This window comes from Sulfitobacter sp. LC.270.F.C4 (assembly GCF_032922545.1).
Classification (GTDB): domain Bacteria; phylum Pseudomonadota; class Alphaproteobacteria; order Rhodobacterales; family Rhodobacteraceae; genus Sulfitobacter; species Sulfitobacter profundi.
Genome location: NZ_CP136692.1, coordinates 297085 through 320359 on the forward strand (window position 1 = coordinate 297085; position 23275 = coordinate 320359).

Sequence of the window (23275 nt, forward strand, 5' to 3'; positions counted from 1 at the left end):
CAAAAATGGCTCCCAAAGTACTCATCTCCGACAGCCTGTCGGAAGCCGCCGTTCAAATCTTTCGCGACCGTGGCATCGACGTTGATTTCCAGCCCGATCTGGGCAAGGACAAAGACAAACTGGCCGAAGTTATCGGCAACTATGACGGCCTCGCGATCCGCTCCGCCACCAAGGTGACGGAAAAGATCCTCGCCAATGCGCCGAACCTCAAAGTGGTCGGCCGCGCGGGCATCGGCACCGACAACATCGACAAAGAAGCCGCGTCGAAACAGGGTGTGATCGTGATGAACACGCCCTTCGGCAACATGATCACCACTGCTGAACATGCCATCGCGATGATGTTCGCCGTGGCACGTCAAATCCCCGAAGCGTCGGCCTCTACCCACGCGGGCAAATGGGAAAAGTCTAAGTTCATGGGCGTCGAGCTCACCGGCAAGACGCTGGGTGTCATCGGCGCGGGCAACATCGGCGGCATCGTTTGCGACCGCGCGCGGGGCCTCAAGATGAAAGTCGTGGCCTATGACCCCTTCTTGGGCGAGGAAAAGGCCGAGAAGATGGGTGTCGAAAAGGTCGAGTTGGACGAGCTGCTGACTCGCGCCGATTTCATCACCCTCCATGTTCCCTTCACCGAGCAGACGGCGAATATCCTCAGCCGCGAGAACCTTGGAAAGACCAAGCCCGGCGTGCGTATCATCAACTGTGCCCGCGGCGGTCTGGTTGACGAAGAAGCACTCGCCGACCTGCTGAAATCCGGCCATGTGGCGGGCGCGGGTTTCGATGTCTTCGCCGAGGAACCAGCCAAGGAGAACCCGCTGTTCAACCTGCCCAACGTGGTCTGCACGCCGCACCTTGGTGCCGCGACCACCGAAGCGCAGGAAAACGTGGCCCTGCAAGTGGCCGAGCAGATGTCGGACTACCTGCTGACCGGCGCCGTGACCAACGCGCTGAACATGCCATCGGTCACCGCCGAAGAAGCCAAGGTCATGGGCCCATGGGTCAAACTGGCCGGTCACCTCGGCGCGTTCATCGGCCAGATGACCGACGAGCCGATCAAGGCGATCAACATCCTTTATGACGGCTCCGTCGCACAGATGAACCTCAAGGCACTGAACTGCGGCGTCGTGGCGGGCATCATGAAACGCGCCAACCCGGATGTGAACATGGTTTCCGCCCCCGTGGTCGCCCGCGAAAAGGGCATTCAGATCAGCACCACCAACCAAGACAAATCCGGCGTCTTCGACGGCTATGTCAAAGTGACCGTGGTGACCGAAAAGCGCGAGCGCTCCATCGCGGGCACCGTGTTCTCGGACGGCAAGCCGCGCTTTATTCAGATCAAAGGCATCACCATCGACGCCGAGATCGGGGAGCACATGCTCTACACAACCAACGAAGACGTGCCGGGCATTATCGGCACCTTGGGCCAGACCATGGGCGAAAACGGCGTGAACATCGCCAACTTCACCTTGGGCCGCCACACCGCCAAGGGCGAGGCGATTGCCCTGCTCTATGTCGACGATCAGGTGCCAGAAACCGTGATCGGCAAGCTGCGCGACACCGGCATGTTCCGGCAGATCAAGCCGCTGCAATTCGACGTGGCCTGAGACCTCCCCCTGCACAAACTTAAAGCGCCCCCTCGCGGGGCGCTTTTGCTTTCGGGCGCATCCTTTGACTGAGCCTTTCCTTCGCGGTGGCTTTGCGGCATCACGAGGGGGTGCAGAAGGATAGGAACGAATATGCCCAACCCCATCTACGCCATCGGAGACATCCACGGTTACGCCGCCGAGCTTGAGCGCGTGTTAACCTTGATCGAAGAAGACGGCGGGCCGGACGCGCGCATCGTCTTCCTTGGCGATTACACCGACCGTGGCCCCGACAGCAAAGCGGTGATCGAACGGCTGGCGCAGGGCAAGGCCGAGGGGCGCAGCTGGACCTTCCTCATGGGCAATCATGACCGCATGTTCCGCTGGTTCATGGAGGATTTCCCCCGCCATGATCCACTCTTGCTCGTTGAACTTAACTGGCTGAACCCGCGTTTGGGCGGGGATACGACGCTCGGATCCTACGGGGTTTCGGTCAGCGGGCGCGACCGGATGTCAGAGGTACACGAGAAAGCCCGCGAAGCGGTGCCGCAGGCGCATGTGGACTTCCTGAAAACCCTCGCCCTGTCGCATCAGACACCCGACCTGTTCTTTGCCCATGCGGGCATCCGCCCCGAAGTGCCGCTGGACGCGCAGCGCGAGGATGATCTGCTGTGGATCCGCAAGGAGTTTCACGAATACACCGCGCCCCATCCCAAGCTGGTCGTCCACGGCCACACGCCGGTGGACAGCGCCATGCATTACGGCAACCGGGTGAACCTCGACACCGGCGCGGGCTACGGCAAACCGCTTTGTGCGGCGGTGTTCGAGGGGGATGAGGTTTGGGTGCTGACCCAGCAGGGGCGCAACCGTCTGCGCCCCTAAGTGGCTTAGCTCCAATCGAGCACCACCTTGCCCGACTGGCCCGATTTCATCGCGGCAAAGCCCTGCTCGAAATCATCGACCTCGAAGCGATGGGTGATGATCGCAGAGACATCGAGCCCGTTCTCCAACATGGCGATCATCTTGTACCAGGTCTCGAAAATCTCGCGGCCATAGACGCCTTTGATGGTGATCGCCTTGAAAACGATACGGCTCCAATCCACCGGCGATTTCCCCGGCGGGATGCCCAGCATGGCGATGCGCCCGCCCATGGTCATGGCCTCAACCATCTGATCCAGCGCCTGCTGGTTGCCCGACATTTCAAGGCCCACGTCAAAGCCCTGTTTCATCTTCAGCCGGGGGATCACGTCGGCCAAATCCTCTTCGGCCACGTTCACTGTCACCACATCGGCGACCTTTTCCGCCAGCGCCAGCCTGTCGGGGTTCACATCCGTGACCACCACATGCCGCGCGCCGACATGCCGCGCCACCGCCGCCGCCATGATGCCGATGGGCCCCGCGCCAGTGATCAACACATCCTCACCCACCAGATCGAAACTCAGCGCGGTGTGCACCGCATTGCCCAAAGGATCGAGGATCGCGCCGATGTCGTCTGAAATCTCATCCGGCAGCGGCACCACGTTAAAGGCGGGCAGCCGCAGATATTGCGCAAAGGCCCCCTGTTCGTTTACCCCGATGCCCCGCGTCGCGGGATCAAGGTGGAACTTCCCCGCACGGCTTTGGCGTGACTGTTTGCCGATCAGATGCCCCTCGCCCGAACAGCGCTGCCCGATCTCAAGCCCTTCGACGTTGCGGCCCAACTCGACGATCTCGCCCGCGAACTCATGGCCCGTGATCAGCCCCACCGGCACCGTCCCGGCAGCCCAATCGTCCCAGTTCCAGATGTGGATATCGGTGCCACAGATGCCGGTCTTGTTGATCTTGATCAGCACGTCCTCGGGGCCGATCTCGGGCACTGGCGCATGGGTCATCCACAGCCCCTCGCGGGGGTGCAGCTTGGCCAGCGCTTTCATTTCATTCGTGGTCATTCGATCACCCCACAGGCTTTGCCCGCGACTTCGAATGCCGTCAACGCGCGGTCAAGTTGCTCGCGGGTCAGTGCCGCGTTCATCTGCGTGCGGATGCGCGCCTGACCGCGCGGCACCACCGGGAAGAAGAAGCCCGAGACATAGACCCCCTCCTCGAAAAGCCGTGCGGCCATGTCCTGCGCCAACTGCGCCTCGCCCAGCATGACGGGCACGATGGGGTGCTCACCGGGCAGCAGGTCAAAGCCCAACTTCTCCAGCCCCGCGCGCCAGTATTTCGTATTCTCGAAAAGGCGTGCACGCAGATCATCGCCGTCTTCGACCAGTTCCAGCGCCCGGATGCCGGCGCGCACGATCGACGACGGCAGGGAGTTGGAAAACAGATAGGGCCGCGCGCGCTGGCGCAGTAGGTCGATCACCGGCTGCGGCCCTGCGATATAGCCGCCGATGGCCCCACCAAGCGCCTTGCCCAGCGTGCCGGTCACGATGTCGACCTTGACCCCGTGATGCGCGGGCGTGCCTGCACCCTTCGGCCCCATGAAGCCGGTGGAATGGCAGTCATCGACCATCACCAGCGCCTCATATTTCTCGGCCAGTGCGGTGATCTCGGGCAGGTTCGCCAGATAGCCGTCCATGGAGAAGACCCCGTCGGTCGCGATCATGATGAACCGCGCGCCATCCTCGCGGGCCTGCTTCAGCTTGGCCTCAAGATCCGCCATGTCGCTGTTGGCATAGCGGTAGCGTTTCGCCTTGCACAGACGAATGCCGTCGATGATCGAGGCATGGTTCAGCGCGTCTGAAATCACCGCGTCCTCCGGCCCCAGCAGCGGCTCGAACAGCCCGCCGTTGGCGTCGAAACAGGCGGCGAAGAGGATCGAATCGTCATGCCCGAGAAAGCCCGCCAGCTTCTGCTCCAACTCGCGGTGGATGTCCTGCGTGCCGCAGATAAAGCGGACCGAGGCCATGCCGAATCCTTTCTCGTCCATCGCCTCTTTGGCGGTGGCGATCAACTCGGGATGATCGGCGAGGCCGAGATAGTTGTTGGCGCAGAGGTTGATGACCTCGCGGTCACCCACCGCGATCTCACCGCCCTGCGGGGTGGTGATGAGCCGCTCGCGCTTCATCATGCCCTCGGCGTCGATCTCGGCTAGGGTGTCGGTGACATGGGATAGAAATGCTTGGGTCATGAGGCTATCCTTTTCAGGGAGCATCTACCATAACGGAGGCCGTTCCGAAATAGAGGATTTCCGAAATGGCGGATTTATTCCGATATACCGGAGATCAGGCGTCTTGCACCACCAAAAAGGCACGCACCGGCCCAGCGGTCGCGCGGATCGCATGGGGCACGTCGGCGGCATAGCGGGCCGTGTCTCCGGCCTGCAACTGCTCTGTCCCCACACCGCTGGTCACTTCGACTGCCCCCTCGAAAACGCTCAGATGCTCGCGCGCGCCGCGGGTATGCGGCGCACTGTCGAGCATGCCACCTTCGGCGATGAGCAGTTCGTAAACCTCGTGATGCCCGGCCTCTTCGGGCGGGGACAAGATGCGGATCCGGCAGCCTGACCCAAGGTTGCTGATCGTCGGCACGGCGGCGCTGCGCAGCACTTCGATCTGAGCCTCTGTCGGCGCACCATCCAAAAGCCCGGCGAAATCCACCTGCAAGGCGCGCGTAAGGTTCCACAGCGTGGCGATCGTAGGGCTCGATTCGCCGCGCTCAATCTGGCTCACCATGGAGCGCGACACGCCCGAAAGCTTGGCCACCGCATCAAGCGAAAGCCCCTGCCCCTGTCGCGCCGCTTTCAAGCGGGCGGGCAGCTGTGTCAGGATCTTGTCTGTGTTGTCCGTCATGACGGATATGTCGCGCGGCGCCCCGCCCCTGTCAAGCCGCGCTTTGACGGGACGTTTCCACTGACTTTGCCCCGCCCCCGGCCCATAGTGCTGGCAACGACCAAAGGAGAGTTTCATGTCAGACGATATCGTCATCCTGAGCGGTGCGCGCAGCGCCATCGGCACTTTCGGCGGCAGCCTTGCCGGCACCCCACCCACCAAGCTTGGCAGCACCGTCGCGGCAGCGGCGATGGAGCGTGCGGGCGTCAGCCCTGACCAGATCGGCCATGTGGTTTTTGGCACCGTCATCAACACCGAGCCGCGCGACATGTACCTCAGCCGCGTCGCCGCGCGCGATGCGGGCGTGCCGGATGAAGTGCCCGCGATGAACGTGAACCGCCTGTGCGGTTCGGGCGTGCAGGCGCTGGTCTCGGCGACCCAAAGCCTGATGCTGGGCGATGCGGATTTCGCCCTTGCTGGCGGAGCCGAGAGCATGTCGCGCGCACCTTACATTCTGCCCGATGCCCGCTGGGGCCAGAAAATGGGCGATGTTCGCAGCCTCGACATGCTTTTGGGCACGCTGAACTGCCCCTTCGGCACCGGCCACATGGGGGTCACGGCCGAGAATGTCGCGGATGAACATACCATCACCCGCGAGGAGATGGACGCCTTTGCCCTGCAAAGCCAAGAACGCGCAGCGGCGGCCATCGCGGCGGGGCATTTCAAGGATCAGATCGTGCCGGTCGACGTAAAGGTCAAGCGCGACATGGTGCCCTTTGACACCGATGAACACCCCAAGGCCACCACGGCCGAGGCGCTGGCCGGGCTGCGCCCCGTATTCCAGAAGGACGGGCGCGTCACAGCGGGCAATGCCAGCGGTATCAACGACGGTGCCGCGGCGCTGGTGCTGGCCCGCGCCGGGGCAGCCGAGGCCGCCGGGCTCACGCCCCGTGCGCGCATCCTTGGCTACGCCCATGCCGGTGTGCGCCCCGAAGTCATGGGCATCGGCCCGGTTCCCGCCGTCCGCCGCCTGCTGGAGCGCACCGGCCTGAAGGCCGATGATTTCGATGTGATCGAAAGCAACGAGGCCTTCGCCAGCCAAGCGCTGGCGGTGAGCAAGGAGTTGGGATTCGACCCGGCAAAAGTGAACCCCAACGGCGGGGCCATCGCCCTTGGTCACCCGGTCGGCGCGACCGGGGCGATCATCACCGTGAAGGCGCTTTATGAGTTGGAGCGGATTGGCGGCAAGCGCGCGTTGATCACCATGTGCATCGGCGGGGGGCAAGGCATCGCCATGGCCATCGAACGTATCGCCTGAATGCGGGGGGGCCTCCGCGGCCCCCTGCCCTAAAGCAGCGCGCCGATCAGGGCGATTGTGGTGGCGCCGGCAATGCCGGACATCACCGCAGTCGCCGCGATGTAGCGCCAGAACCGCGGGCGGCGCTCTGGCTGCTCCTCGGCCTGACGGTTCAGCGCCTGTTCGACCAGCCCCGGCAAACGCGGACCAAAGCGGGCCATGACCATCGCCGTGTCGCGCAGATCAGAAACGATCGCGCGCGGCCCTAGCGACTTGGTGATGTAATCGGTCACAATCGGGCTCGCGACTTCCCAGATGTTGATATGCGGGTTGAGCGAGCGGGCCACGCCCTCGACCACGACCATCGTGCGTTGCAGCAAGATCAGCTCGGTCCGGGTTTCCATGCCGAAACGCTCGGTCACTTCAAAGAGGTAGGTCAGCAGCCGCGCCATGGAGATGCGGGTGGCATCCATGCCGAAAATCGGCTCGCCCACCGCGCGCAGGGCGCGGGCGAATTCATCGACATCCTTGTCGGCAGGCACGTAACCCGCCTCAAAATGCACCTTGGCCACGCGCAGGTAATCGCGGCGGATAAAGCCATAGAGGATCTCGGCATAGACGCGGCGGGTATAGCTGTCGATATGACCCATGATGCCGAAGTCATAGGCGATGATATCGCCATTGGCCGCGACCTTGAGGTTGCCTTGGTGCATGTCGGCGTGGAAATAACCGTCGCGCAGGGCGTGTTGCAAAAAGAGTTGCAGCACCCGTTCCGACAGCGCTACCCGGTCGTGACCCGCCGCATCCAGCGCGGCGTTGTCGCCCAGCGGCAGACCATCGGCCCAGCCCAGCGTCATCACGCGGCGGCCCGAATAATTCCACTTGATCTCAGGCAGTTGAAATCCGGTGTCATCTTTGGTGTTGGCGGCAAACTCCGACGCGGCAGAGCTTTCCAGCCGCAGGTCCAACTCCCCCCGCACGACGCCGTCGAAATGCTCGATCACCTCCATCGGGCGCAATCGGCGCGATCCGGGAGAGAAGATTTCGGCCATGCGGGCGGCAAGATAGAAAGCGTCGATGTCCTTGCGGAAGGCTTTTTCGATGCCGGGGCGCAGGACTTTGACGGCGACCTCTTCGCCGGTCTCGGCCAGTCGTGCATGGTGGACCTGCGCGATAGAGGCCGCAGCGACGGGTTCGCTGAACTCAGAGAAAATCGCGCTGACCGGCTCACCCAACTCCTGCTCGACCGCCCTGCGGGCCAGCGCCGTGTCAAAAGGCGGCAGCTTGTCTTGCAAGACACGCAGTTGCACAGCCAGATCATCCCCAACCACGTCGGGCCGGGTCGAGAGTACCTGACCGAATTTGATGTAGGCGGGGCCAAGCGCCGTGAGCGCGCGGGTGGCCGGCGGCATCGTCGGGTCGCCTTTGTAGCCCAGCCATTTGAACGGCAGGCCAAGCGCGCGGGCCACGAAACGCAGCGCCGGGGAAGCATCGAAAGCATCCAGCACCACATTCATCGCGCCCGCGCGTTCCAACGTCGCGCCGGTGCGGATCAGCCGCCAAATGTTGTGAGGTCCGCGCATCAGAGTTTCCAGCCCGAATGCAGCGCCGCGATGCCCATGCTCAGGTTGCGGTATTTGGCCTGCCCGAAACCGGCCGTGCGTACCATCGACAGAAACGTTTCCTGATCGGGGAAATTGCGGATCGATTCGACCAGATACTGATAGCTGTCGCGGTCGCCCGCGATGGCTTGCCCCATGCGCGGGATCACGTTGAAACTGTAGAGGTCATAGGCTTTTTGCATCGCCGGGTTGGGCAACTGGCTGAACTCCAACACCATCAGGCGGCCACCGGGGCGCAGCACGCGGTACGCTTCGTTCAGCGCCTCTTGGGGGCGGGTCACGTTCCGGATGCCAAAGCTGATCGTGTAGACATCAAAGGTGTTGTCGGGAAACGGCAGCGCCATGGCATCGCCCACCACCCAATCAAGGCTGCCGGTCAGGCTGTCGGCCTCGGCGCGTTTGCGGCCTTCGACCAACATCGGCTCGGTGAGGTCGAGCACCGTCGCATGTCCGTGGCCCGCGCGGCCCAGAAACTTGAACGACACATCGCCCGTGCCACCCGCCACATCCAGCAACTTCTGACCGGGGCGCGGGGCGAGCCAATCCATCATCGCTTCTTTCCAAACGCGGTGGATGCCCATGCTCATCACATCGTTCATGATGTCGTATTTACTGGCGACGGAGTTGAACACACCCTGCACGCGACCTGCTTTTTCATGCTCGGGTACGGTCTCGAACCCGAAATGGGTGGTTTTGTCGGCGTCCTGGGTCATCTGCTCTTGCGATCCTCTGGTTCAGTCCCTTGTTATAGGGTGCCGTAGGCTGGGGACAATGCGTGCCTTTTGTCACAGGCAAGCCAGAGGGGAAACCGAGATGCCGGAACTGCCAGAGGTCGAAACCGTCCGCCGGGGGCTGGCCCCCGCGATGGAGGGGCAAGTGATCGCCCGGGCCGAGGTCAACCGCCCCGATCTGCGCTGGCCCTTCCCCGAACGGATGGCAGAGCGGCTGACTGGGCAGCGAGTCGGGCTGCTGCGACGACGGTCGAAATACATCCTCGCCGATCTGGAGGGTGGGGAATCGCTGTTGGTGCATTTGGGCATGTCCGGGCGGATGCTCGTCTCGGGTGACCCGCTGGGACAGTTTCAGCACAACCACCCCGCCCCAGAGAAACATGACCACGTCGTGTTGCATATGGGTAACGGTGCGCGGATCACCTTTAACGACCCGCGCCGTTTTGGCGCGATGGATCTGATGCCCACGGCGGGGGCCGAAACGCATAAACTGCTGGCCTCGCTCGGGCCGGAACCCTTAGGCAATGACTTTCACGAAGCGCATCTGGTGGCCGCGCTGAAAGGGCGCAACACACCGATCAAATCCGCCCTGCTGGATCAGCGGATCGTGGCGGGTTTGGGAAATATCTACGTCTGCGAAGCACTTTACCGCGCAGGGATTCACCCCGCCCGCAAGGCCGGGCGCATCTCGGCCACGCGGATCGCCGGGCTGGTGCCGATCATCCGCGAGGTGCTGGCCGATGCCATCACGGCGGGGGGATCCTCGCTCAAGGACTTCCGGCAGGCGGACGGCGAACTGGGCTATTTCCAGCACAGCTTCGATGTCTACGGGCGAGAGGGGCAACCCTGCCGCCGACCGGGCTGCGACGGCACCATCGGGCGCATCGTACAAAGCGGGCGGTCTTCCTTCTATTGTCCGCGCTGCCAAAGATAACTTGAAACATGGGGGTGCCGTGGTATGCACATTCCCCTGAGCGCAACAACAAAGAGCATTCTTGATGGCTTACGAAACGATCACCGTGGACGTGGACAACCATGTGGCCCTGATCACCCTCAACCGCCCGGATGCGCTGAACGCGCTCAACGACGCGTTGCTGGGTGAATTGGCCAAAGCGCTGAAAGGCGCACAGGAAAACGACAAGGTGCGTTGCATCGTCATCACCGGGTCGGAAAAGGCATTCGCTGCCGGGGCCGACATCGCGATGATGCGCGATCAAAGCTTTGTTGACGTCTTCATGGGTGATCTCTTCACGCCCGAGACCGATCAAATCCTGCGCGTGCGCAAGCCGATCATCGCAGCCGTGTCGGGCTATGCCTTGGGCGGTGGCTGCGAATTGGCGATGATGTGCGATTTCATCATCTGTTCGGAAAGCGCCAAGTTCGGCCAGCCTGAGATCAACCTTGGTGTCGTGGCAGGCATCGGCGGCACCCAGCGTCTGACGCGCCTTGTGGGCAAGTCCAAAGCGATGGACATGAACCTGACGGGCCGTTTCATGGATGCCGAAGAAGCTGAACGCTCGGGCCTCGTGTCCCGCGTTGTGCCAGTCAAAAAGCTGATGGAAGAGGCCATGGCCGCCGCTGGCAAGATTGCCGAAAAATCCATGATCTCGGCCACCGTGGTCAAGGAATGCGTGAACCGCGCCTATGAGGTGCCGCTGAGCGAAGGCCTTTTGTTCGAGCGCCGCATGTTCCATTCGCTGTTCAACACCGAAGACCAGAAAGAAGGCATGTCGGCCTTTCTTGAAAAGCGCGAAGCGCAGTTCCGCGACAAATAAGCGATTCTATGGGCGCGGCTTGCATTGCCGCGCCTGCTGTCTTATAGGCAGCCCCAATACATGCGCGTGCAGCCCGCTCTGGCTAGAATCACCTGCCCTTTTGGGGCCCGGATTTCCGGTAGGGTTGGCGTCACGCATTGCTACGCAACAAAATGAACCCGAAGGCTGATACTCATGGCAAACACAACACAATCCGCAAAGCGCGCACGTCAAAACGAGAAACGTTTTGCGATCAATAAAGCCCGTCGTTCGCGCATCCGCACCTACCTGCGCAAAGTCGAAGAGGCGATCACCTCCGGTGATAAAGAAGCCGCAACCGCCGCTTTGAAAGTCGCCCAGCCCGAGCTGATGCGCGGCGTCACCAAAGGCGTTTTCCACAAAAACACCGCTTCGCGCAAAATGTCGCGTCTGTCCGCACGGGTCAAAGCACTGGGTTAATACGGCTCCACAGCCAACCCTTTGAAAGACAAGAGGCGCCGCATTGCGGCGCCTTTTTTCGTGCGGGTGCAGCGAAAAAAACACGCCAGAGATTCTTTTCAGGCAATCTCTGAGTCAAGATGGAAGATATGTTGAAGCGGACCGGAAACACTTGCTACCAAAGGTCCAGCGATTCATTTCGCTTGGGGGGACAGGCCCTGAACAAGGTGTCAGCCGACTGGCAGAATGCCAAGTTCAGGGGGGTGCAAGTGACCGTGTAAAAACGGCCCCGCGCACTGTCGTGAATGCTGCTGCCAGCACGTTTACCCTGTCGATGAGAACACGAACGGTTCGTTCAGCGCCTCTTGCGCCGGTTTACGGCGCATCAGGCTTATGGGCTTGCCATTCTTTTAAAGTCCGAAGGACACAGGTCGGTCATCCGCGTGGGACCGGGTGGATGACCTGTTGCCGGGTGAAACAATATTGAGGGCCGGGATCCACTCGGCCTCTGTGCGAAAAGCAAAGCGGGACGTAAGGCACGATGACATTAGATCACTGGGGCGAGATTAAAGAGCGGCTTCTAAAGACGGTGGGGCAGAACAACTACACCACCTGGATTGAACCGCTTGTGCCCGGCGCTGTTGAAGACGGAATCGTGACACTCAAAGTGCCGACAAATTTCTTTGGGAACTACGTCAGCCAGAACTTCTCGGATCTGATCCTGCATGAGATCAACACGGCGGGCACCGATGCCACCCGTTTGAACTTTGCCTTGAATCAGCAACCCAGCCCTGCCGCCGAAAAGCCTGCCCCGGCTGCGCGTCAGACCACGGCTGCCGTGAAACCCGCCGCCAACACCCAGCTGAGCACCGCCCCGCTTGACCCGCGCTTCAGCTTTGACAATTTCGTCGTCGGCAAGCCCAACGAACTGGCCCACGCCGCCGCCCGCCGCGTCGCCGAAGGCGGCCCAGTCACCTTCAATCCGCTGTTCCTTTATGGCGGCGTTGGTTTGGGTAAAACGCACCTTATGCACGCCATCGCGCGCGAATTGCACGCGCGTAAGCCTGAGATGAATGTACTCTACCTCTCGGCTGAGCAGTTCATGTACCGTTTCGTTCAGGCGCTGCGCGACCGCAAGATGATGGACTTCAAAGAGATCTTCCGTTCGGTCGACGTGCTGATGGTCGATGACGTGCAGTTCATCGCGGGCAAAGATTCCACCCAAGAAGAGTTCTTTCACACGTTCAACGCGCTTGTGGACCAGCACAAACAGATCATCATCTCTGCCGACCGCGCACCGGGGGAGATCAAAGACCTCGAAGACCGCGTCAAATCGCGTCTGCAATGCGGCCTGATCGTTGACCTGCACCCGACGGACTATGAACTCCGCCTCGGCATCCTGCAAAGCAAGGTCGAAGTGCAGCGCAAGACCTATCCGGACCTCGAAGTGGCCGATGGCGTGCTGGAATTCCTCGCGCATCGCATCACCTCGAACGTGCGTGTTCTCGAAGGCGCGCTGACCCGGCTCTTTGCCTTCGCCTCGCTCGTGGGCCGTGAGATCGACATGGGTCTGACGCAGGACTGTCTGGCCGATGTGCTGCGCGCCTCCGAGCGCAAGATCTCGGTCGAGGAAATCCAGCGCAAGGTCTCGGATCACTACAACATCCGCCTGAGCGACATGATCGGCCCCAAGCGTCTGCGCAGCTATGCCCGCCCGCGTCAGGTGGCGATGTATCTGTGCAAGCAGATGACCAGCCGCTCCCTGCCCGAAATCGGCCGCCGCTTTGGCGGGCGCGACCACACCACCGTCATGCACGGGGTGCGCCGCATCGAAGAGCTCAAGGTCTCGGACGGGCAGATCGCCGAGGATCTGGAACTGCTGCGCCGGGCGCTCGAATCCTAAGCTGAGCGGCCTGAGGGGTTGTCCTCAGGACACGGTTAAACAGCGATCGGGGGCGCAGCTTGCGCCCCTCTTGCATTCACTTAAACAAAGCCACAAAAGTTCTTGTGTAAGCGTGGGAACCGGGTAGTTTGCCTCTCCCGGCAATCGGTATGGGAGAAGGCATATGAAATTCAGCATCGAACGCGCGGCACTGCTCAAGGCCGTTTCGCAAGCCCAATCCGTGGTCGAGCGCCGCAACACCATTCCGATCCTCGCCAACGTGCTGATCGAGGCCGAGGGCAGCGATGTTTCCTTCCGCGCCACCGATCTGGATATCGAAGTGGTCGACAAGGTCGCCGCGCAGGTTGAGCGCGCTGGCGCCACCACCGTTTCGGCCACGCTGCTGCATGAAATCGTGCGCAAACTGCCCGATGGCGCGTTGATCAGCCTGACCGCCGATACCGCCGCTGGCCGCCTGACTGTCGAAGCGGGCCGCTCGAATTTCTCGCTGGCGACCCTGCCGCGTGAGGACTTCCCCGTGATGGCGTCCTCGGAATATGCCTCGAACTTCGCGGCCCCTGCCCCGGTGCTGCGCCGCCTGTTCGACAAGTCGAAATTTGCCATCTCCACCGAAGAGACGCGCTATTACCTGAACGGTGTTTACCTGCATATCGCGGATGCCGAAGGCGGCAAGGCCCTGCGCTGCGTGGCGACCGATGGTCACCGCCTCGCCCGGATCGACGCCGAGATGCCCGAGGGTGCGGCTGAGATGCCCGGCGTCATCGTGCCGCGCAAAACCGTGGGCGAATTGCGCAAGCTGCTGGATGATGACGAGATGGAAATCGCGGTGTCCGTGTCGGAGACCAAGATCCGTTTCGCCACCCCCGCCATCACCCTGACCTCCAAGGTCATCGACGGCACCTTCCCCGATTACACCCGCGTGATCCCACAGGGAAACACCCGCAAGATGGAAGTCGACGCCGCGGATTTCGCCCGTGCGGTGGACCGTGTGGCGACCGTGAGTTCCGAGCGTTCGCGCGCCGTAAAACTGCAACTGGACGAAGACCGTCTGGTGCTGTCCGTCAACGCGCCTGACAGCGGCGCCGCCGAAGAAGAGCTGGCCGTGGCCTATGCCGACGAGCGGCTGGAGATTGGTTTCAACGCCAAATACCTGCTTGAGATCGCAAGCCAAGTGGACCGCGAGAACGCCGTCTTCCTGTTCAACTCCTCTGGCGACCCGACCCTGATGCGCGAAGGCAATGACACTTCGGCGGTTTACGTCGTCATGCCGATGCGCGTGTGAGTTGGGCGGGAATTTTTGAAATTCCCGCGCCGTTTTCTTTCAAAGAAAACGGGGTCTGAATGGCGCAACTGTATCTTTCCAACCTCGGCCTCTCGCATTTCCGCTCGCACCGCCGGGCGGTGATCGACGTGGATGCGCGCCCCGTCGCGCTCTATGGCCCCAATGGCGCGGGCAAGACCAATGTCATCGAAGCGATCTCGCTGCTGTCGCCGGGTCGCGGGCTGCGCCGCACCAGCGCGCAAGATATGGCACGGCGGCCCGAGGCTTTGGGCTGGAAGGTGACCGGGCTGCTGCACGGCCCCACGGTGCTGCATGAGATCGACATCTGGTCCGAAGCGGGCGCTGCACGGCAGACCAAGATCGACGGCAAGGCGTCCGCACAAACGGCGCTTGGTCGCATTGCCCGCGTGCTCTGGCTGATCCCCGCCATGGACCGGCTTTGGATCGAAGGCGCCGAGGGACGGCGGCGCTTTCTAGACCGGGTGACGCTTTCGATGCTGCCCGATCATGCGGACCTGTCACTGAGCTACGAGAAAGCCATGCGCGAGCGCAACCGGCTGCTCAAGGACATGGTGCGCGAGCCTGCGTGGTACACAGCGCTTGAGACCCGCATGGCTGAAACCGGGGCGCAGATTCACGCCAACCGCCTACAGGCGCTGGCAGCCCTTGAGGCGGCGCAGGCAGAGGCCCAGACTGCTTTCCCCATCGCGACGCTGTCGCTGCTGAACGACATGCCCGAGAGCGCCGATGCCCTGCGCGCTGCGCTCTCGGACAACCGCATGCGCGACCTTGCCGCCGGGCGCACGCTCATCGGCCCGCACCGCGCCGATCTGGAGGGCACCTATGCCGCCAAGGGCATCGCCGCGCGGGACTGCTCCACCGGAGAGCAGAAGGCGCTGCTGGTCTCGCTCATCCTTGCCAATGCCCGCGCCATCGCCGCCGACTTCGGCGCGCCGCCGCTGCTGCTGCTGGACGAGGTCGCCGCCCATCTCGACGCGAGCCGCCGCGCGGCGCTTTACGACGAGATCACCGCGCTTGGCGCGCAGGCGTGGATGACCGGCACCGGGCCTGAACTGTTCGAAAGCCTTGGCGCGCGGGCGCAATATGTTGAGGTCACCGAAGAGGACGGCCTTTCGCAGGTGGAGCGGCAACCGTGACCCTCACCCCCGCCGATCTGCTGCTTTACTGCGGCGCGCTCTTGATCCTGTTCCTCACCCCCGGCCCGGTTTGGCTGGCAATGATGGCCCGTGCCCTTTCGGGCGGGTTTCAGGCGGCATGGCCGCTGGCGCTCGGCGTGGCGATTGGTGACATGCTTTGGCCGCTGGTGGCGGTGCTGGGGATCACATGGATCGTCTCGGCCTTTGACACGGTGATGGAGGTGCTGCGCTGGACTGCGGCGCTGGTGTTCATCGCCATGGGGATTGGCCTGATCCGTCAGGCGGGTACGCAGATCAGTACCGACAGCCGCCTCACCCGCCCCGGGATGTGGTCGGGTTTCGTTGCGGGGCTGGTGGCGATCCTCGGCAATCCCAAGGCGGTCCTGTTCTACATGGGCGTGCTGCCCGGCTTCTTTGATCTGCGCCAAGTCACCGGCCCCGACATCGGGCTAATCCTCGCCGCCTCGGTCATCGTGCCGCTTATCGGCAACCTTGTGATCGCGCTGCTGGTGGGCCGCCTGCGCGGTTTTCTGACCGCCCCGCGCACCCTGCGGCGGATCAATCTGATCTCGGGCGGGATGCTCATTTTCGTGGGGCTGATCATCCCCTTCGCCTGACACAAAATCTTGTGTCATTCGCGTGACAATGCCGGGCGAAAACACTATAAATCGGGCAAACGAGAAGGGTTATTTCCGCATGTCCGATACCGCGCAGACACCACAGGAATACGGCGCCGATTCCATTAAGGTTCTCAAAGGGTTGGAGGCTGTTCGCAAACGCCCCGGCATGTATATCGGGGACACCGATGACGGCTCGGGCCTGCACCACATGGTCTATGAGGTCGTGGACAACGGCATCGATGAGGCGCTGGCCGGTCATGCCGACGCGGTAACAGTCACAATCCACGAGGATTCCAGCGTCTCGGTCAGCGACAACGGGCGCGGGATTCCGGTGGGCATCCACGAAGAAGAAGGCGTTTCCGCCGCCGAGGTCATCATGACCCAGCTGCACGCGGGCGGGAAATTCGACAGCAACTCCTACAAGGTTTCGGGCGGTCTGCACGGGGTTGGCGTTTCGGTTGTAAACGCCCTGTCGGACTGGCTGGAACTGCGCATTTGGCGCGAGGGCAAGGAACATGTCGCACGGTTTGAGGGTGGTTTCACCACCAAGCACCTCGAAGTCGTGGGCGAGACGGACCGCACCGGCACCGAGGTCCGCTTCATGGCCTCGACCGAGACTTTCTCGAACCTCGAATACAGCTTCGAAACGCTGGAAAAACGCCTGCGCGAACTGGCCTTCCTGAACTCCGGCGTGCGGATCATCCTGAACGACGAACGCCCCGTCGAGCCGCTGCGCACAGAACTGTTCTACGAAGGCGGCGTGAAGGAATTCGTCAAATACCTTGACCGGCACAAGACCTCCGTCATGCCCGAGCCGATCTTCATCACCGGGGAGCGGGACGACATCGGCATCGAAGTGGCGATGTGGTGGAACGACAGCTACCACGAGAATGTGCTGCCCTTTACCAACAACATCCCGCAGCGCGATGGCGGCACCCATATGGCGGGCTTTCGCGGCGCGCTGACACGCACGATCAACGGCTACGCTCAAACCAGCGGCATCGCCAAAAAGGAAAAGATCAACTTCACCGGCGACGACGCGCGTGAGGGTCTGACCTGCGTGCTCTCGGTCAAAGTGCCGGATCCTAAGTTCTCCTCCCAGACCAAAGACAAGCTGGTGTCGTCCGAAGTGCGCCCCGCGGTCGAAGGGCTGATGAACGAAAAGCTCGCCGAGTGGTTCGAAGAGAACCCCAACGAGGCAAAGCAGATCGTCGGCAAAATCGTCGAGGCCGCGCAGGCCCGTGAAGCCGCCCGCAAGGCGCGCGAGTTGACACGTCGCAAGACGGCGATGGATGTAAACTTCCTCGCGGGCAAGCTCAAGGACTGCTCGGAGAAAGACCCCTCCAAGACCGAAGTTTTCCTCGTCGAGGGGGACAGCGCCGGCGGCTCTGCCCAGACCGGACGCGACCGTCAGACTCAAGCGATCCTGCCGCTCAAAGGTAAAATCCTCAACGTTGAACGCGCCCGGTTTGACCGGATGCTGGGCAGCCAAGAGATCGGCAACCTTGTCATGGCGCTCGGCACTGGCATCGGGCGGGATGAGTTCAACCTCTCCAAACTGCGCTACCACAAGATTGTCATCATGACCGACGCCGACGTCGACGGGGCGCATATCCGCACGCTCCTGCTGACCTTCTTCTACCGCCAGATGCCCGAACTCATCGAGAACGGACACCTCTACATCGCGCAGCCGCCGCTCTACAAAGTGTCGCGCGGCAAGTCCGAGGTCTATCTCAAGGATGAGGCCGCAATGGAGGAATATCTGATCCAGCAGGGCGTCGACGGTGCCATGCTGCGCCAAGGCAACGGCGAAGAGATCACCGGCCAAGACCTCACCCGCGTGGTCGACATGGCGCGCCAACTCAAGCGCGTGCTGGAAGCCTTCCCAACCCATTACCCGCGCCATATCCTTGAACAGGCCGCCATCGCCGGGGCCTTTGTCGATGGCGCGGTGGACAGCGACCTGCAAGGCGTGGCCGACAAGGTCGCCGACCGTCTGAACCTGATCGCGCTGGAATACGAGCGTGGCTGGCAGGGCCGCATCACCCAAGATCACGGCATCCGCCTCGCCCGCATCCTGCGCGGCGTAGAGGAGGTACGCACGCTTGATGGCCGCATGATGCGGTCGGGCGAGGCGAAGAAATCCGGCAGCTTCACCCAGCACCTACAAGATGTCTATGACCAGCCCGCCAAGCTGATCCGCAAGGACCGCAGCCAGATGATCTATGGCCCCATGGACCTGCTCGGAGCGATCCTCGCCGAAGGCGAAAAGGGCCTGTCGTTGCAGCGCTACAAGGGTCTGGGCGAGATGAACCCGGATCAGCTGTGGGAAACCACCCTAGACCCCGATGCACGCACGCTGCTGCAGGTCCGCGTAGAGGACATGGCCGAGGCGGATGATCTCTTTACCAAGCTGATGGGGGATGTGGTCGAGCCACGGCGCGAGTTCATTCAGCAGAACGCACTGAGCGTGGAGAACCTGGATTTTTAAAGGGGGGAAGTAGGCAGGCGCAAAGACGCGCTTTCGCTCTGCTCAAATTCTTGAAACGGATATCCGCCGCGTAGCTCAGACAGCTACGCGGCGGATTTGTTTATATCAGGCTAATTACCCGATGATGCCATTCAGCGTCTCGGAGGGGCGCATCACGCGGGCAGTTTTGTTCGCGTCGGTGTGATAGTAACCACCAAGATCGACAGCAGCACCTTGGGCCGCCGCAAGCTCAGAGAGGATTTCGGCTTCCTTAGCGGCAAGCTCTTTGGCGATGGGGGCGAACTCTGCGGCGAGCCCTGCGTCATCACCCTGCGCGGCCACCGCTTCGGCCCAATAGCGCGCGAACCAATAGTGGCTGTCGCGGTTGTCGGGCTCACCCACCTTGCGCGAAGGAGAACGACCGTGGTCGAGGATGCCCTGCGTCGCGGTCTCGACCGCTTTGCCCAACACGCGCGCCTTCTCGTTGCCGCGTGCGTCGGCGAGGAACATCAGGCTTTCACCAAGCGCGCAGAACTCGCCAAGGCTATCCCACCGCAGGTGATTTTCCTCAACCAACTGCTGCACGTGTTTGGGGGCCGAACCGCCCGCGCCGGTTTCAAACAAACCGCCGCCGTTCATCAGCTTCACGATCGACAGCATCTTGGCAGAGGTCGCCAATTCCAAGATTGGGAAGAGATCGGTCAGGTAATCGCGCAGCACGTTGCCGGTGATGGCAATCGTGTTCTCGCCTTTGGTGATCGTCTCAAGCGAGGCGCGGGTGGCTTCGCGGGGGGCCATGATCTCGAACTTATCGGCCACGCCTTGGGCCTCAAGGATGGGCTTCACGTAGGAGATCAGTTCGGCGTCATGGGCGCGGCTTTCGTCCAGCCAGAAGATCGCCCGGCAGCCTTCGGCCTTTTGACGCGAGATGGCGAGGTTCACCCAATCCTCAATCGGTGCCTTGCGCGCGGAGGAAGAGCGCCAAATATCACCAGCGTCGACCTTGTGCTGGTGCAGCACAGTGCCATCGTCGAGGATCATCTTGACGGTGCCTGCCTCGGCCAGTTCAAACGTGGTGGGGTGAGAGCCGTATTCCTCGGCCTTTTGCGCCATCAGGCCGATGTTCTGCACCGTGCCTGCGGTTGCCGGATCAAGCTTGCCGTTCTCTTTGAAGAAGTTGATCGCCTCGTCGTAAACCGGCGCATAGGAGTTGTCGGGGATCACGCAGTTGGCGTCGTGTTCCTTGCCGTCCGGGCCCCAGCCTTTGCCGCCAGCGCGGATCAGCGCGGGCATCGAGGCGTCGATAATCACATCCGACGACACATGCAGGTTGGTGATGCCCTTGTCGGAATCGACCATATACATCGGCGGACGGTCGTCCATGCAGGCGTCGATGTCGGCCATGATCTCCGTCTCGCCTTTCACGCGCTCCAGCAGGTCGCCAAGGCCGGAGTTGGGGTTCACACCCAGTTCCTTGAGCTTTTGCCCATGCTTTTCAAACACCGGTGCAAGGTAGGCTTTGACCGCGTGGCCGAACAGGATCGGGTCAGAGACCTTCATCATCGTGGCCTTGAGGTGCAGCGAGAAGAGAATGCCGTCTTCTTTGGTTTTCTCGATCTGGGTGTTGAGGAAGTCCTTGAGTGCCGCGGCGCTCATGAAGGTCGCATCGACCACGGTGCCCGCAGGATACTCAAGCCCGTCTTTCAGAACCGTCTCACCATCCGCGGTTTCCAGCACGATCTTTGCGCCGCTCGCGGCATCGAGCGTGGCGGAAACTTCGTTGGAGAAGAAATCATTGCCGGACATCGACGATACATGCGTCTTGCTGTCCGACTGCCAGTCGCCCATGCGGTGCGGGTTGGACTGGGCAAAGCTTTTGACGGCCTTGGCCGCGCGGCGGTCAGAGTTGCCTTCGCGCAGGACCGGGTTCACAGCCGACCCTTTGATGCCATCATATTTGGCGCGCACGGCCTTTTCTTCGTTCGTGCTGGGTTCTTCTGGGTAGTCGGGCAGCGCATAGCCTTGGGCCTGAAGCTCTTTGATCGCCGCGACCAACTGCGGCACGGAGGCAGAGATGTTCGGCAGCTTGATGACATTGGCCTCGGGCGTCTTCACCAGACGGCCCAATTCCGCCAGATCGTCGGACTGACGCTGTTCCTCGGTCAGATGCTCGGGGAAGGTCGCGAGGATGCGGCCCGCAAGGCTGATGTCTTTCGTGCCGACGCTCACACCAGCGGCTTCGGCGAATTTCTTGATGATCGGCAACAGCGACGCAGAGGCCAGCTCCGGCGCTTCGTCAACTTTGGTGTAGATGATATCGGACATGATTGCTCCAAATTGCTGCATTTGGTGCCCTGATAGCGGAAGAGGCGGCGAAGGTCGACGGTATACCGCAGTATGCGGTAGGGTCGTTTCGGGAAAATATGCGGAACTAGCGGATTTCAGCCTTTCGGCATGCTTCGATGGAGCGCATCCCCCCGGATCCCGCGCCTGAGTCTCAGCGGGTCACGCTGCGCGTTTGCAGAATCTGCATCCCGATGGCCATGGCCGGACCGATGCCGACCGCGAAAAGCAGCGTGCCAAGGCCCAGCGTCCCGCCCAAGGCCCAGCCAATCGCCACGACCGATAATTCGATGCTCATGCGGACAAGGGCGATGGGTTTGCCCGTCACCCGCTGCAGCCCCGTCATCAGCCCATCGCGCGGGCCGGGGCCGAGGTTGGCCACAAGATAGATCGCGCCGCCAAAGCCGGTCACGAAGACGCCGGTCAGCGCCAGCATTACATTGGCCAGATAGCTGTCAAACCGCGGCAGGATCGGCAACGCATATTCCAACACCAGTGCTACGATCACCGCGTTCAGAATGGTGCCGATGCCCGGCGTCTGGCGCAGCGGGATCCAAAGCAGCAGCACCGTGGCGCTGATAAGGAACGTGGCAAGCCCAAGACTCCAACCCGTGATGTTGGTCACCCCTTCGGCAAAGACGGTCCAAGGGCTGACACCGACGCCTGCATTGACCAAAAGCGCCTCGCCCAAGCCGAACATGACCAGCCCGAGGATCAGAAACACCATCGAGGCAAAAGGCGGCTTGAGGGTGAACGCCTTGGGCGAACTCCAGCGCAATGTCGGGACAGAGGTGACTGACAGGAAACTCACGGGCGGCGCGACCTTTGGCGATGCATTCAGGATGCATCCTTGTTCCAGTTTACGCCAAACCCGGCAAGGTCAATCCAGCGCCAACTCAGCGCCAGCGGGTGAAGCCGAAAGTCATGTAATCTTTTTGATAGGCATCCGCCGTCAGCGTCTCGATCTCATCGTCATAGATATCGGCAAGCGTGAAAGGACCGGGTTCCGCCGACGCAGGCACGGCGGGGGTGGTCACATGGCCTTGGCCCGCGGCCAAAGCGGGCAGTTCACTGGCCAGATCCTCTTCGCGGATGATGCGATCCGGCAGGCAGAACTCTCCGAACCCCGCGATGGCTTGGGCCTGAGAGCACCATGCCGCATCCACCCGGATCGACGTCTGACCGGCCAAATTGCCTTTGAGAAATTTCAGAAAGGCGACAAAGGCGGTGCGATGCGCATCCCGGTCAAAGCCAACATCGGGGCCATCTTTCGGCAGCGGCATCTTGTAGCGGCGCATCAGCGTGTTGCGCAATTGACGATAGCTGCCCTCGCCCGTGGTCAGGATGTGGCGGCAAAAAGCATCATGCGCCCGTCGGGCGGGATGGCGCAGCACGGTGAAGCCACGATGCCCCGGCGTTTTGCGCTTCCACTGACGCAGTTCTTTTTGCGACATCTTATCGCGCAGCGCCTCGCGCGGGACACCATCAAGGGCGGCCAGCCAATCCAACACCTGATCCTGCGGCCCGGATTTGATCGGCAGATAGATCAACCCGCTGGTCGCCGCCGCCACGTAGGAGGGCACATTCGGCCCGCGCCGCGGCTCGAAATTGGGGGTGCGGGTCAGATCGAAACGGTCCAACCGCGCCAGCGCCTCTAGCATCTCGTCATAGTTACTGACCTTGGCCGAGATCGGGCTGGGGTTCTGCTTCTTGAGGTTCTTGTCCAGCGCCTCCAACTGCTCATCCACGCCAAGATAGCGCGCAAGACCGTTCATCACCTCAACGCTTTGCAGGTCTTCGTATGCCACGTAAAACGCCGTTTGGGCCGAAGTCTGCAAGCGGTTCAGCAGCGTGATCTGAAAGCGCTGCAAGGCGTCCAAATGGGTGCTGAACTCATCGGCGTCAAAGACCGCCTGCGCCACCTTCTGCGCCTTCATATCCGTCAGTTTCCACTGCCCGGTCGCCTGCGCGATCTTCCAACTGACGTAGCTGTCGACCGGATTGCGGGTCAGCACGATTTTCGCGCAGCGGTGATCCTTGAGGATGGTCTCGAATACGCGCGGATCATGATCGTGGAAATAGCGAAAGCCGCCCAAGGCATCCTGTTGACCCCGGATGGCGGAAAGCAACTTTTTAGGGTTTTCGTCCCGCGTGGCCTGATCGATACCTAGGATCGGCTCGCTTTTGGGATAGCCCATGAAGAAAGGGTTAAAGGCCTCTCCATGACAGGCGATCCCCGCGAAAGCGTTTAGGTTCGCCTCCAGAAAATTTGACCCGGTCCGCATCTCGGCGAAGACCACGAAACTGTCGAATTTGTCGCGCATGG

Annotated in this window: 19 protein-coding genes; 11 read left to right on the forward strand and 8 right to left on the reverse strand. The window is 61.8% G+C overall.

Annotated features, from left to right (window positions below):
• The first annotated feature begins 5 nt into the window (after nucleotides 1–5).
• Both serA and R1T45_RS05275 read left to right on the forward strand, forming a co-directional pair.
• Nucleotides 6–1601, forward strand: coding sequence for a phosphoglycerate dehydrogenase (serA, locus tag R1T45_RS05270; protein ID WP_317390322.1), 1596 nt, complete (start codon nucleotides 6–8; stop codon nucleotides 1599–1601).
• Nucleotides 1602–1733: 132 nt separating this feature from the next.
• Nucleotides 1734–2462 (forward strand): metallophosphoesterase family protein, encoded by a 729-nt coding sequence (locus R1T45_RS05275; protein ID WP_317390323.1) that lies wholly within the window; start codon nucleotides 1734–1736, stop codon nucleotides 2460–2462.
• A 5-nt stretch (nucleotides 2463–2467) separates the two neighbouring features.
• On the opposite strand, the gene tdh is transcribed toward R1T45_RS05275, so the two are convergent.
• From tdh to R1T45_RS05290, 3 genes are all read right to left on the reverse strand, one after another.
• Nucleotides 2468–3508, reverse strand: coding sequence for an L-threonine 3-dehydrogenase (tdh, locus tag R1T45_RS05280; RefSeq protein ID WP_317390324.1), 1041 nt, complete (start codon nucleotides 3506–3508; stop codon nucleotides 2468–2470).
• Nucleotides 3505–4692 carry a glycine C-acetyltransferase gene (locus R1T45_RS05285; RefSeq protein WP_132443917.1) on the reverse strand — a complete coding sequence of 396 codons (1188 nt, stop codon included), beginning with the start codon at nucleotides 4690–4692 and terminating at the stop codon, nucleotides 3505–3507. The genes tdh and R1T45_RS05285 overlap by 4 nt, the downstream gene beginning before the upstream one ends.
• A 94-nt stretch (nucleotides 4693–4786) precedes the next feature.
• A complete protein-coding gene (locus R1T45_RS05290; protein ID WP_132443918.1) occupies nucleotides 4787–5353 on the reverse strand; it encodes a helix-turn-helix domain-containing protein in 567 nt (188 codons plus the stop codon).
• Nucleotides 5354–5468: 115 nt separating this feature from the next.
• Between R1T45_RS05290 and R1T45_RS05295 the strand changes: the two genes are divergently transcribed.
• Nucleotides 5469–6650, forward strand: coding sequence for an acetyl-CoA C-acyltransferase family protein (locus R1T45_RS05295; protein ID WP_120352095.1), 1182 nt, complete (start codon nucleotides 5469–5471; stop codon nucleotides 6648–6650).
• A gap of 29 nt (nucleotides 6651–6679) precedes the next feature.
• Here R1T45_RS05295 and ubiB read toward each other — a convergent pair whose 3' ends face one another.
• Nucleotides 6680–8212: a 2-polyprenylphenol 6-hydroxylase gene (gene ubiB, locus R1T45_RS05300; protein WP_120352096.1), complete on the reverse strand. Its 1533-nt coding sequence runs from the start codon at nucleotides 8210–8212 to the stop codon at nucleotides 6680–6682.
• Nucleotides 8212–8964, reverse strand: a complete 753-nt coding sequence (ubiE, locus tag R1T45_RS05305; RefSeq protein ID WP_067622970.1) for a bifunctional demethylmenaquinone methyltransferase/2-methoxy-6-polyprenyl-1,4-benzoquinol methylase UbiE — start codon at nucleotides 8962–8964, stop codon at nucleotides 8212–8214. The genes ubiB and ubiE overlap by 1 nt, the downstream gene beginning before the upstream one ends.
• A 100-nt stretch (nucleotides 8965–9064) precedes the next feature.
• Here ubiE and mutM point away from each other — a divergent pair, with 100 nt between their 5' ends.
• From mutM to gyrB, 8 genes are all read left to right on the forward strand, one after another.
• Nucleotides 9065–9916, forward strand: coding sequence for a bifunctional DNA-formamidopyrimidine glycosylase/DNA-(apurinic or apyrimidinic site) lyase (mutM, locus tag R1T45_RS05310; protein WP_120352098.1), 852 nt, complete (start codon nucleotides 9065–9067; stop codon nucleotides 9914–9916).
• A 64-nt stretch (nucleotides 9917–9980) separates the two neighbouring features.
• Nucleotides 9981–10757: an enoyl-CoA hydratase gene (locus R1T45_RS05315; protein ID WP_067622966.1), complete on the forward strand. Its 777-nt coding sequence runs from the start codon at nucleotides 9981–9983 to the stop codon at nucleotides 10755–10757.
• A gap of 174 nt (nucleotides 10758–10931) precedes the next feature.
• Nucleotides 10932–11195, forward strand: coding sequence for a 30S ribosomal protein S20 (gene rpsT / locus R1T45_RS05320; protein WP_120352099.1), 264 nt, complete (start codon nucleotides 10932–10934; stop codon nucleotides 11193–11195).
• A gap of 520 nt (nucleotides 11196–11715) precedes the next feature.
• Complete coding sequence (dnaA, locus tag R1T45_RS05325; RefSeq protein ID WP_067622961.1) at nucleotides 11716–13077, forward strand: chromosomal replication initiator protein DnaA; 1362 nt, start codon at nucleotides 11716–11718, stop codon at nucleotides 13075–13077.
• Nucleotides 13078–13240: 163 nt separating this feature from the next.
• A complete protein-coding gene (gene dnaN, locus R1T45_RS05330) occupies nucleotides 13241–14359 on the forward strand; it encodes a DNA polymerase III subunit beta (protein ID WP_067622958.1) in 1119 nt (372 codons plus the stop codon).
• A 59-nt stretch (nucleotides 14360–14418) separates the two neighbouring features.
• Nucleotides 14419–15516 carry a DNA replication/repair protein RecF gene (gene recF / locus R1T45_RS05335; RefSeq protein ID WP_317390325.1) on the forward strand — a complete coding sequence of 366 codons (1098 nt, stop codon included), beginning with the start codon at nucleotides 14419–14421 and terminating at the stop codon, nucleotides 15514–15516.
• Nucleotides 15513–16133, forward strand: a complete 621-nt coding sequence (locus R1T45_RS05340) for a LysE family translocator (RefSeq protein WP_317390326.1) — start codon at nucleotides 15513–15515, stop codon at nucleotides 16131–16133. Before recF ends, R1T45_RS05340 begins: the two co-directional genes overlap by 4 nt.
• Nucleotides 16134–16212: 79 nt before the next feature.
• Entirely contained in the window at nucleotides 16213–18627 is a 2415-nt protein-coding gene (gene gyrB / locus R1T45_RS05345; RefSeq protein WP_120349727.1) for a DNA topoisomerase (ATP-hydrolyzing) subunit B, read from the forward strand.
• Between the two features lie 114 nt (nucleotides 18628–18741).
• Here gyrB and R1T45_RS05350 read toward each other — a convergent pair whose 3' ends face one another.
• The 3 genes from R1T45_RS05350 to R1T45_RS05360 all read right to left on the reverse strand — a co-directional run bounded on the left by R1T45_RS05350 (nucleotide 18742) and on the right by R1T45_RS05360 (nucleotide 23273).
• Nucleotides 18742–20931 (reverse strand): NADP-dependent isocitrate dehydrogenase, encoded by a 2190-nt coding sequence (locus R1T45_RS05350; protein WP_317390327.1) that lies wholly within the window; start codon nucleotides 20929–20931, stop codon nucleotides 18742–18744.
• Nucleotides 20932–21103: 172 nt separating this feature from the next.
• Nucleotides 21104–21760, reverse strand: a complete 657-nt coding sequence (locus R1T45_RS05355) for a YczE/YyaS/YitT family protein (RefSeq protein WP_120349751.1) — start codon at nucleotides 21758–21760, stop codon at nucleotides 21104–21106.
• A gap of 85 nt (nucleotides 21761–21845) precedes the next feature.
• Nucleotides 21846–23273, reverse strand: a complete 1428-nt coding sequence (locus R1T45_RS05360; RefSeq protein WP_317390328.1) for a nodulation protein NodH — start codon at nucleotides 23271–23273, stop codon at nucleotides 21846–21848.
• Nucleotides 23274–23275 lie beyond the last annotated feature (2 nt).

Coding starts and splice junctions, on each gene's coding strand:
- serA (WP_317390322.1), top strand. CDS start 6: ATGGCTCCCAAAGTACTCATCTCCGACAGCCTGTCGGAAGCCGCCGTT.
- R1T45_RS05275 (WP_317390323.1), top strand. CDS start 1,734: ATGCCCAACCCCATCTACGCCATCGGAGACATCCACGGTTACGCCGCC.
- tdh (WP_317390324.1), bottom strand. CDS start 3,508: ATGACCACGAATGAAATGAAAGCGCTGGCCAAGCTGCACCCCCGCGAG.
- R1T45_RS05285 (WP_132443917.1), bottom strand. CDS start 4,692: ATGACCCAAGCATTTCTATCCCATGTCACCGACACCCTAGCCGAGATC.
- R1T45_RS05290 (WP_132443918.1), bottom strand. CDS start 5,353: ATGACGGACAACACAGACAAGATCCTGACACAGCTGCCCGCCCGCTTG.
- R1T45_RS05295 (WP_120352095.1), top strand. CDS start 5,469: ATGTCAGACGATATCGTCATCCTGAGCGGTGCGCGCAGCGCCATCGGC.
- ubiB (WP_120352096.1), bottom strand. CDS start 8,212: ATGCGCGGACCTCACAACATTTGGCGGCTGATCCGCACCGGCGCGACG.
- ubiE (WP_067622970.1), bottom strand. CDS start 8,964: ATGACCCAGGACGCCGACAAAACCACCCATTTCGGGTTCGAGACCGTA.
- mutM (WP_120352098.1), top strand. CDS start 9,065: ATGCCGGAACTGCCAGAGGTCGAAACCGTCCGCCGGGGGCTGGCCCCC.
- R1T45_RS05315 (WP_067622966.1), top strand. CDS start 9,981: ATGGCTTACGAAACGATCACCGTGGACGTGGACAACCATGTGGCCCTG.
- rpsT (WP_120352099.1), top strand. CDS start 10,932: ATGGCAAACACAACACAATCCGCAAAGCGCGCACGTCAAAACGAGAAA.
- dnaA (WP_067622961.1), top strand. CDS start 11,716: ATGACATTAGATCACTGGGGCGAGATTAAAGAGCGGCTTCTAAAGACG.
- dnaN (WP_067622958.1), top strand. CDS start 13,241: ATGAAATTCAGCATCGAACGCGCGGCACTGCTCAAGGCCGTTTCGCAA.
- recF (WP_317390325.1), top strand. CDS start 14,419: ATGGCGCAACTGTATCTTTCCAACCTCGGCCTCTCGCATTTCCGCTCG.
- gyrB (WP_120349727.1), top strand. CDS start 16,213: ATGTCCGATACCGCGCAGACACCACAGGAATACGGCGCCGATTCCATT.
- R1T45_RS05350 (WP_317390327.1), bottom strand. CDS start 20,931: ATGTCCGATATCATCTACACCAAAGTTGACGAAGCGCCGGAGCTGGCC.
- R1T45_RS05360 (WP_317390328.1), bottom strand. CDS start 23,273: ATGCGCGACAAATTCGACAGTTTCGTGGTCTTCGCCGAGATGCGGACC.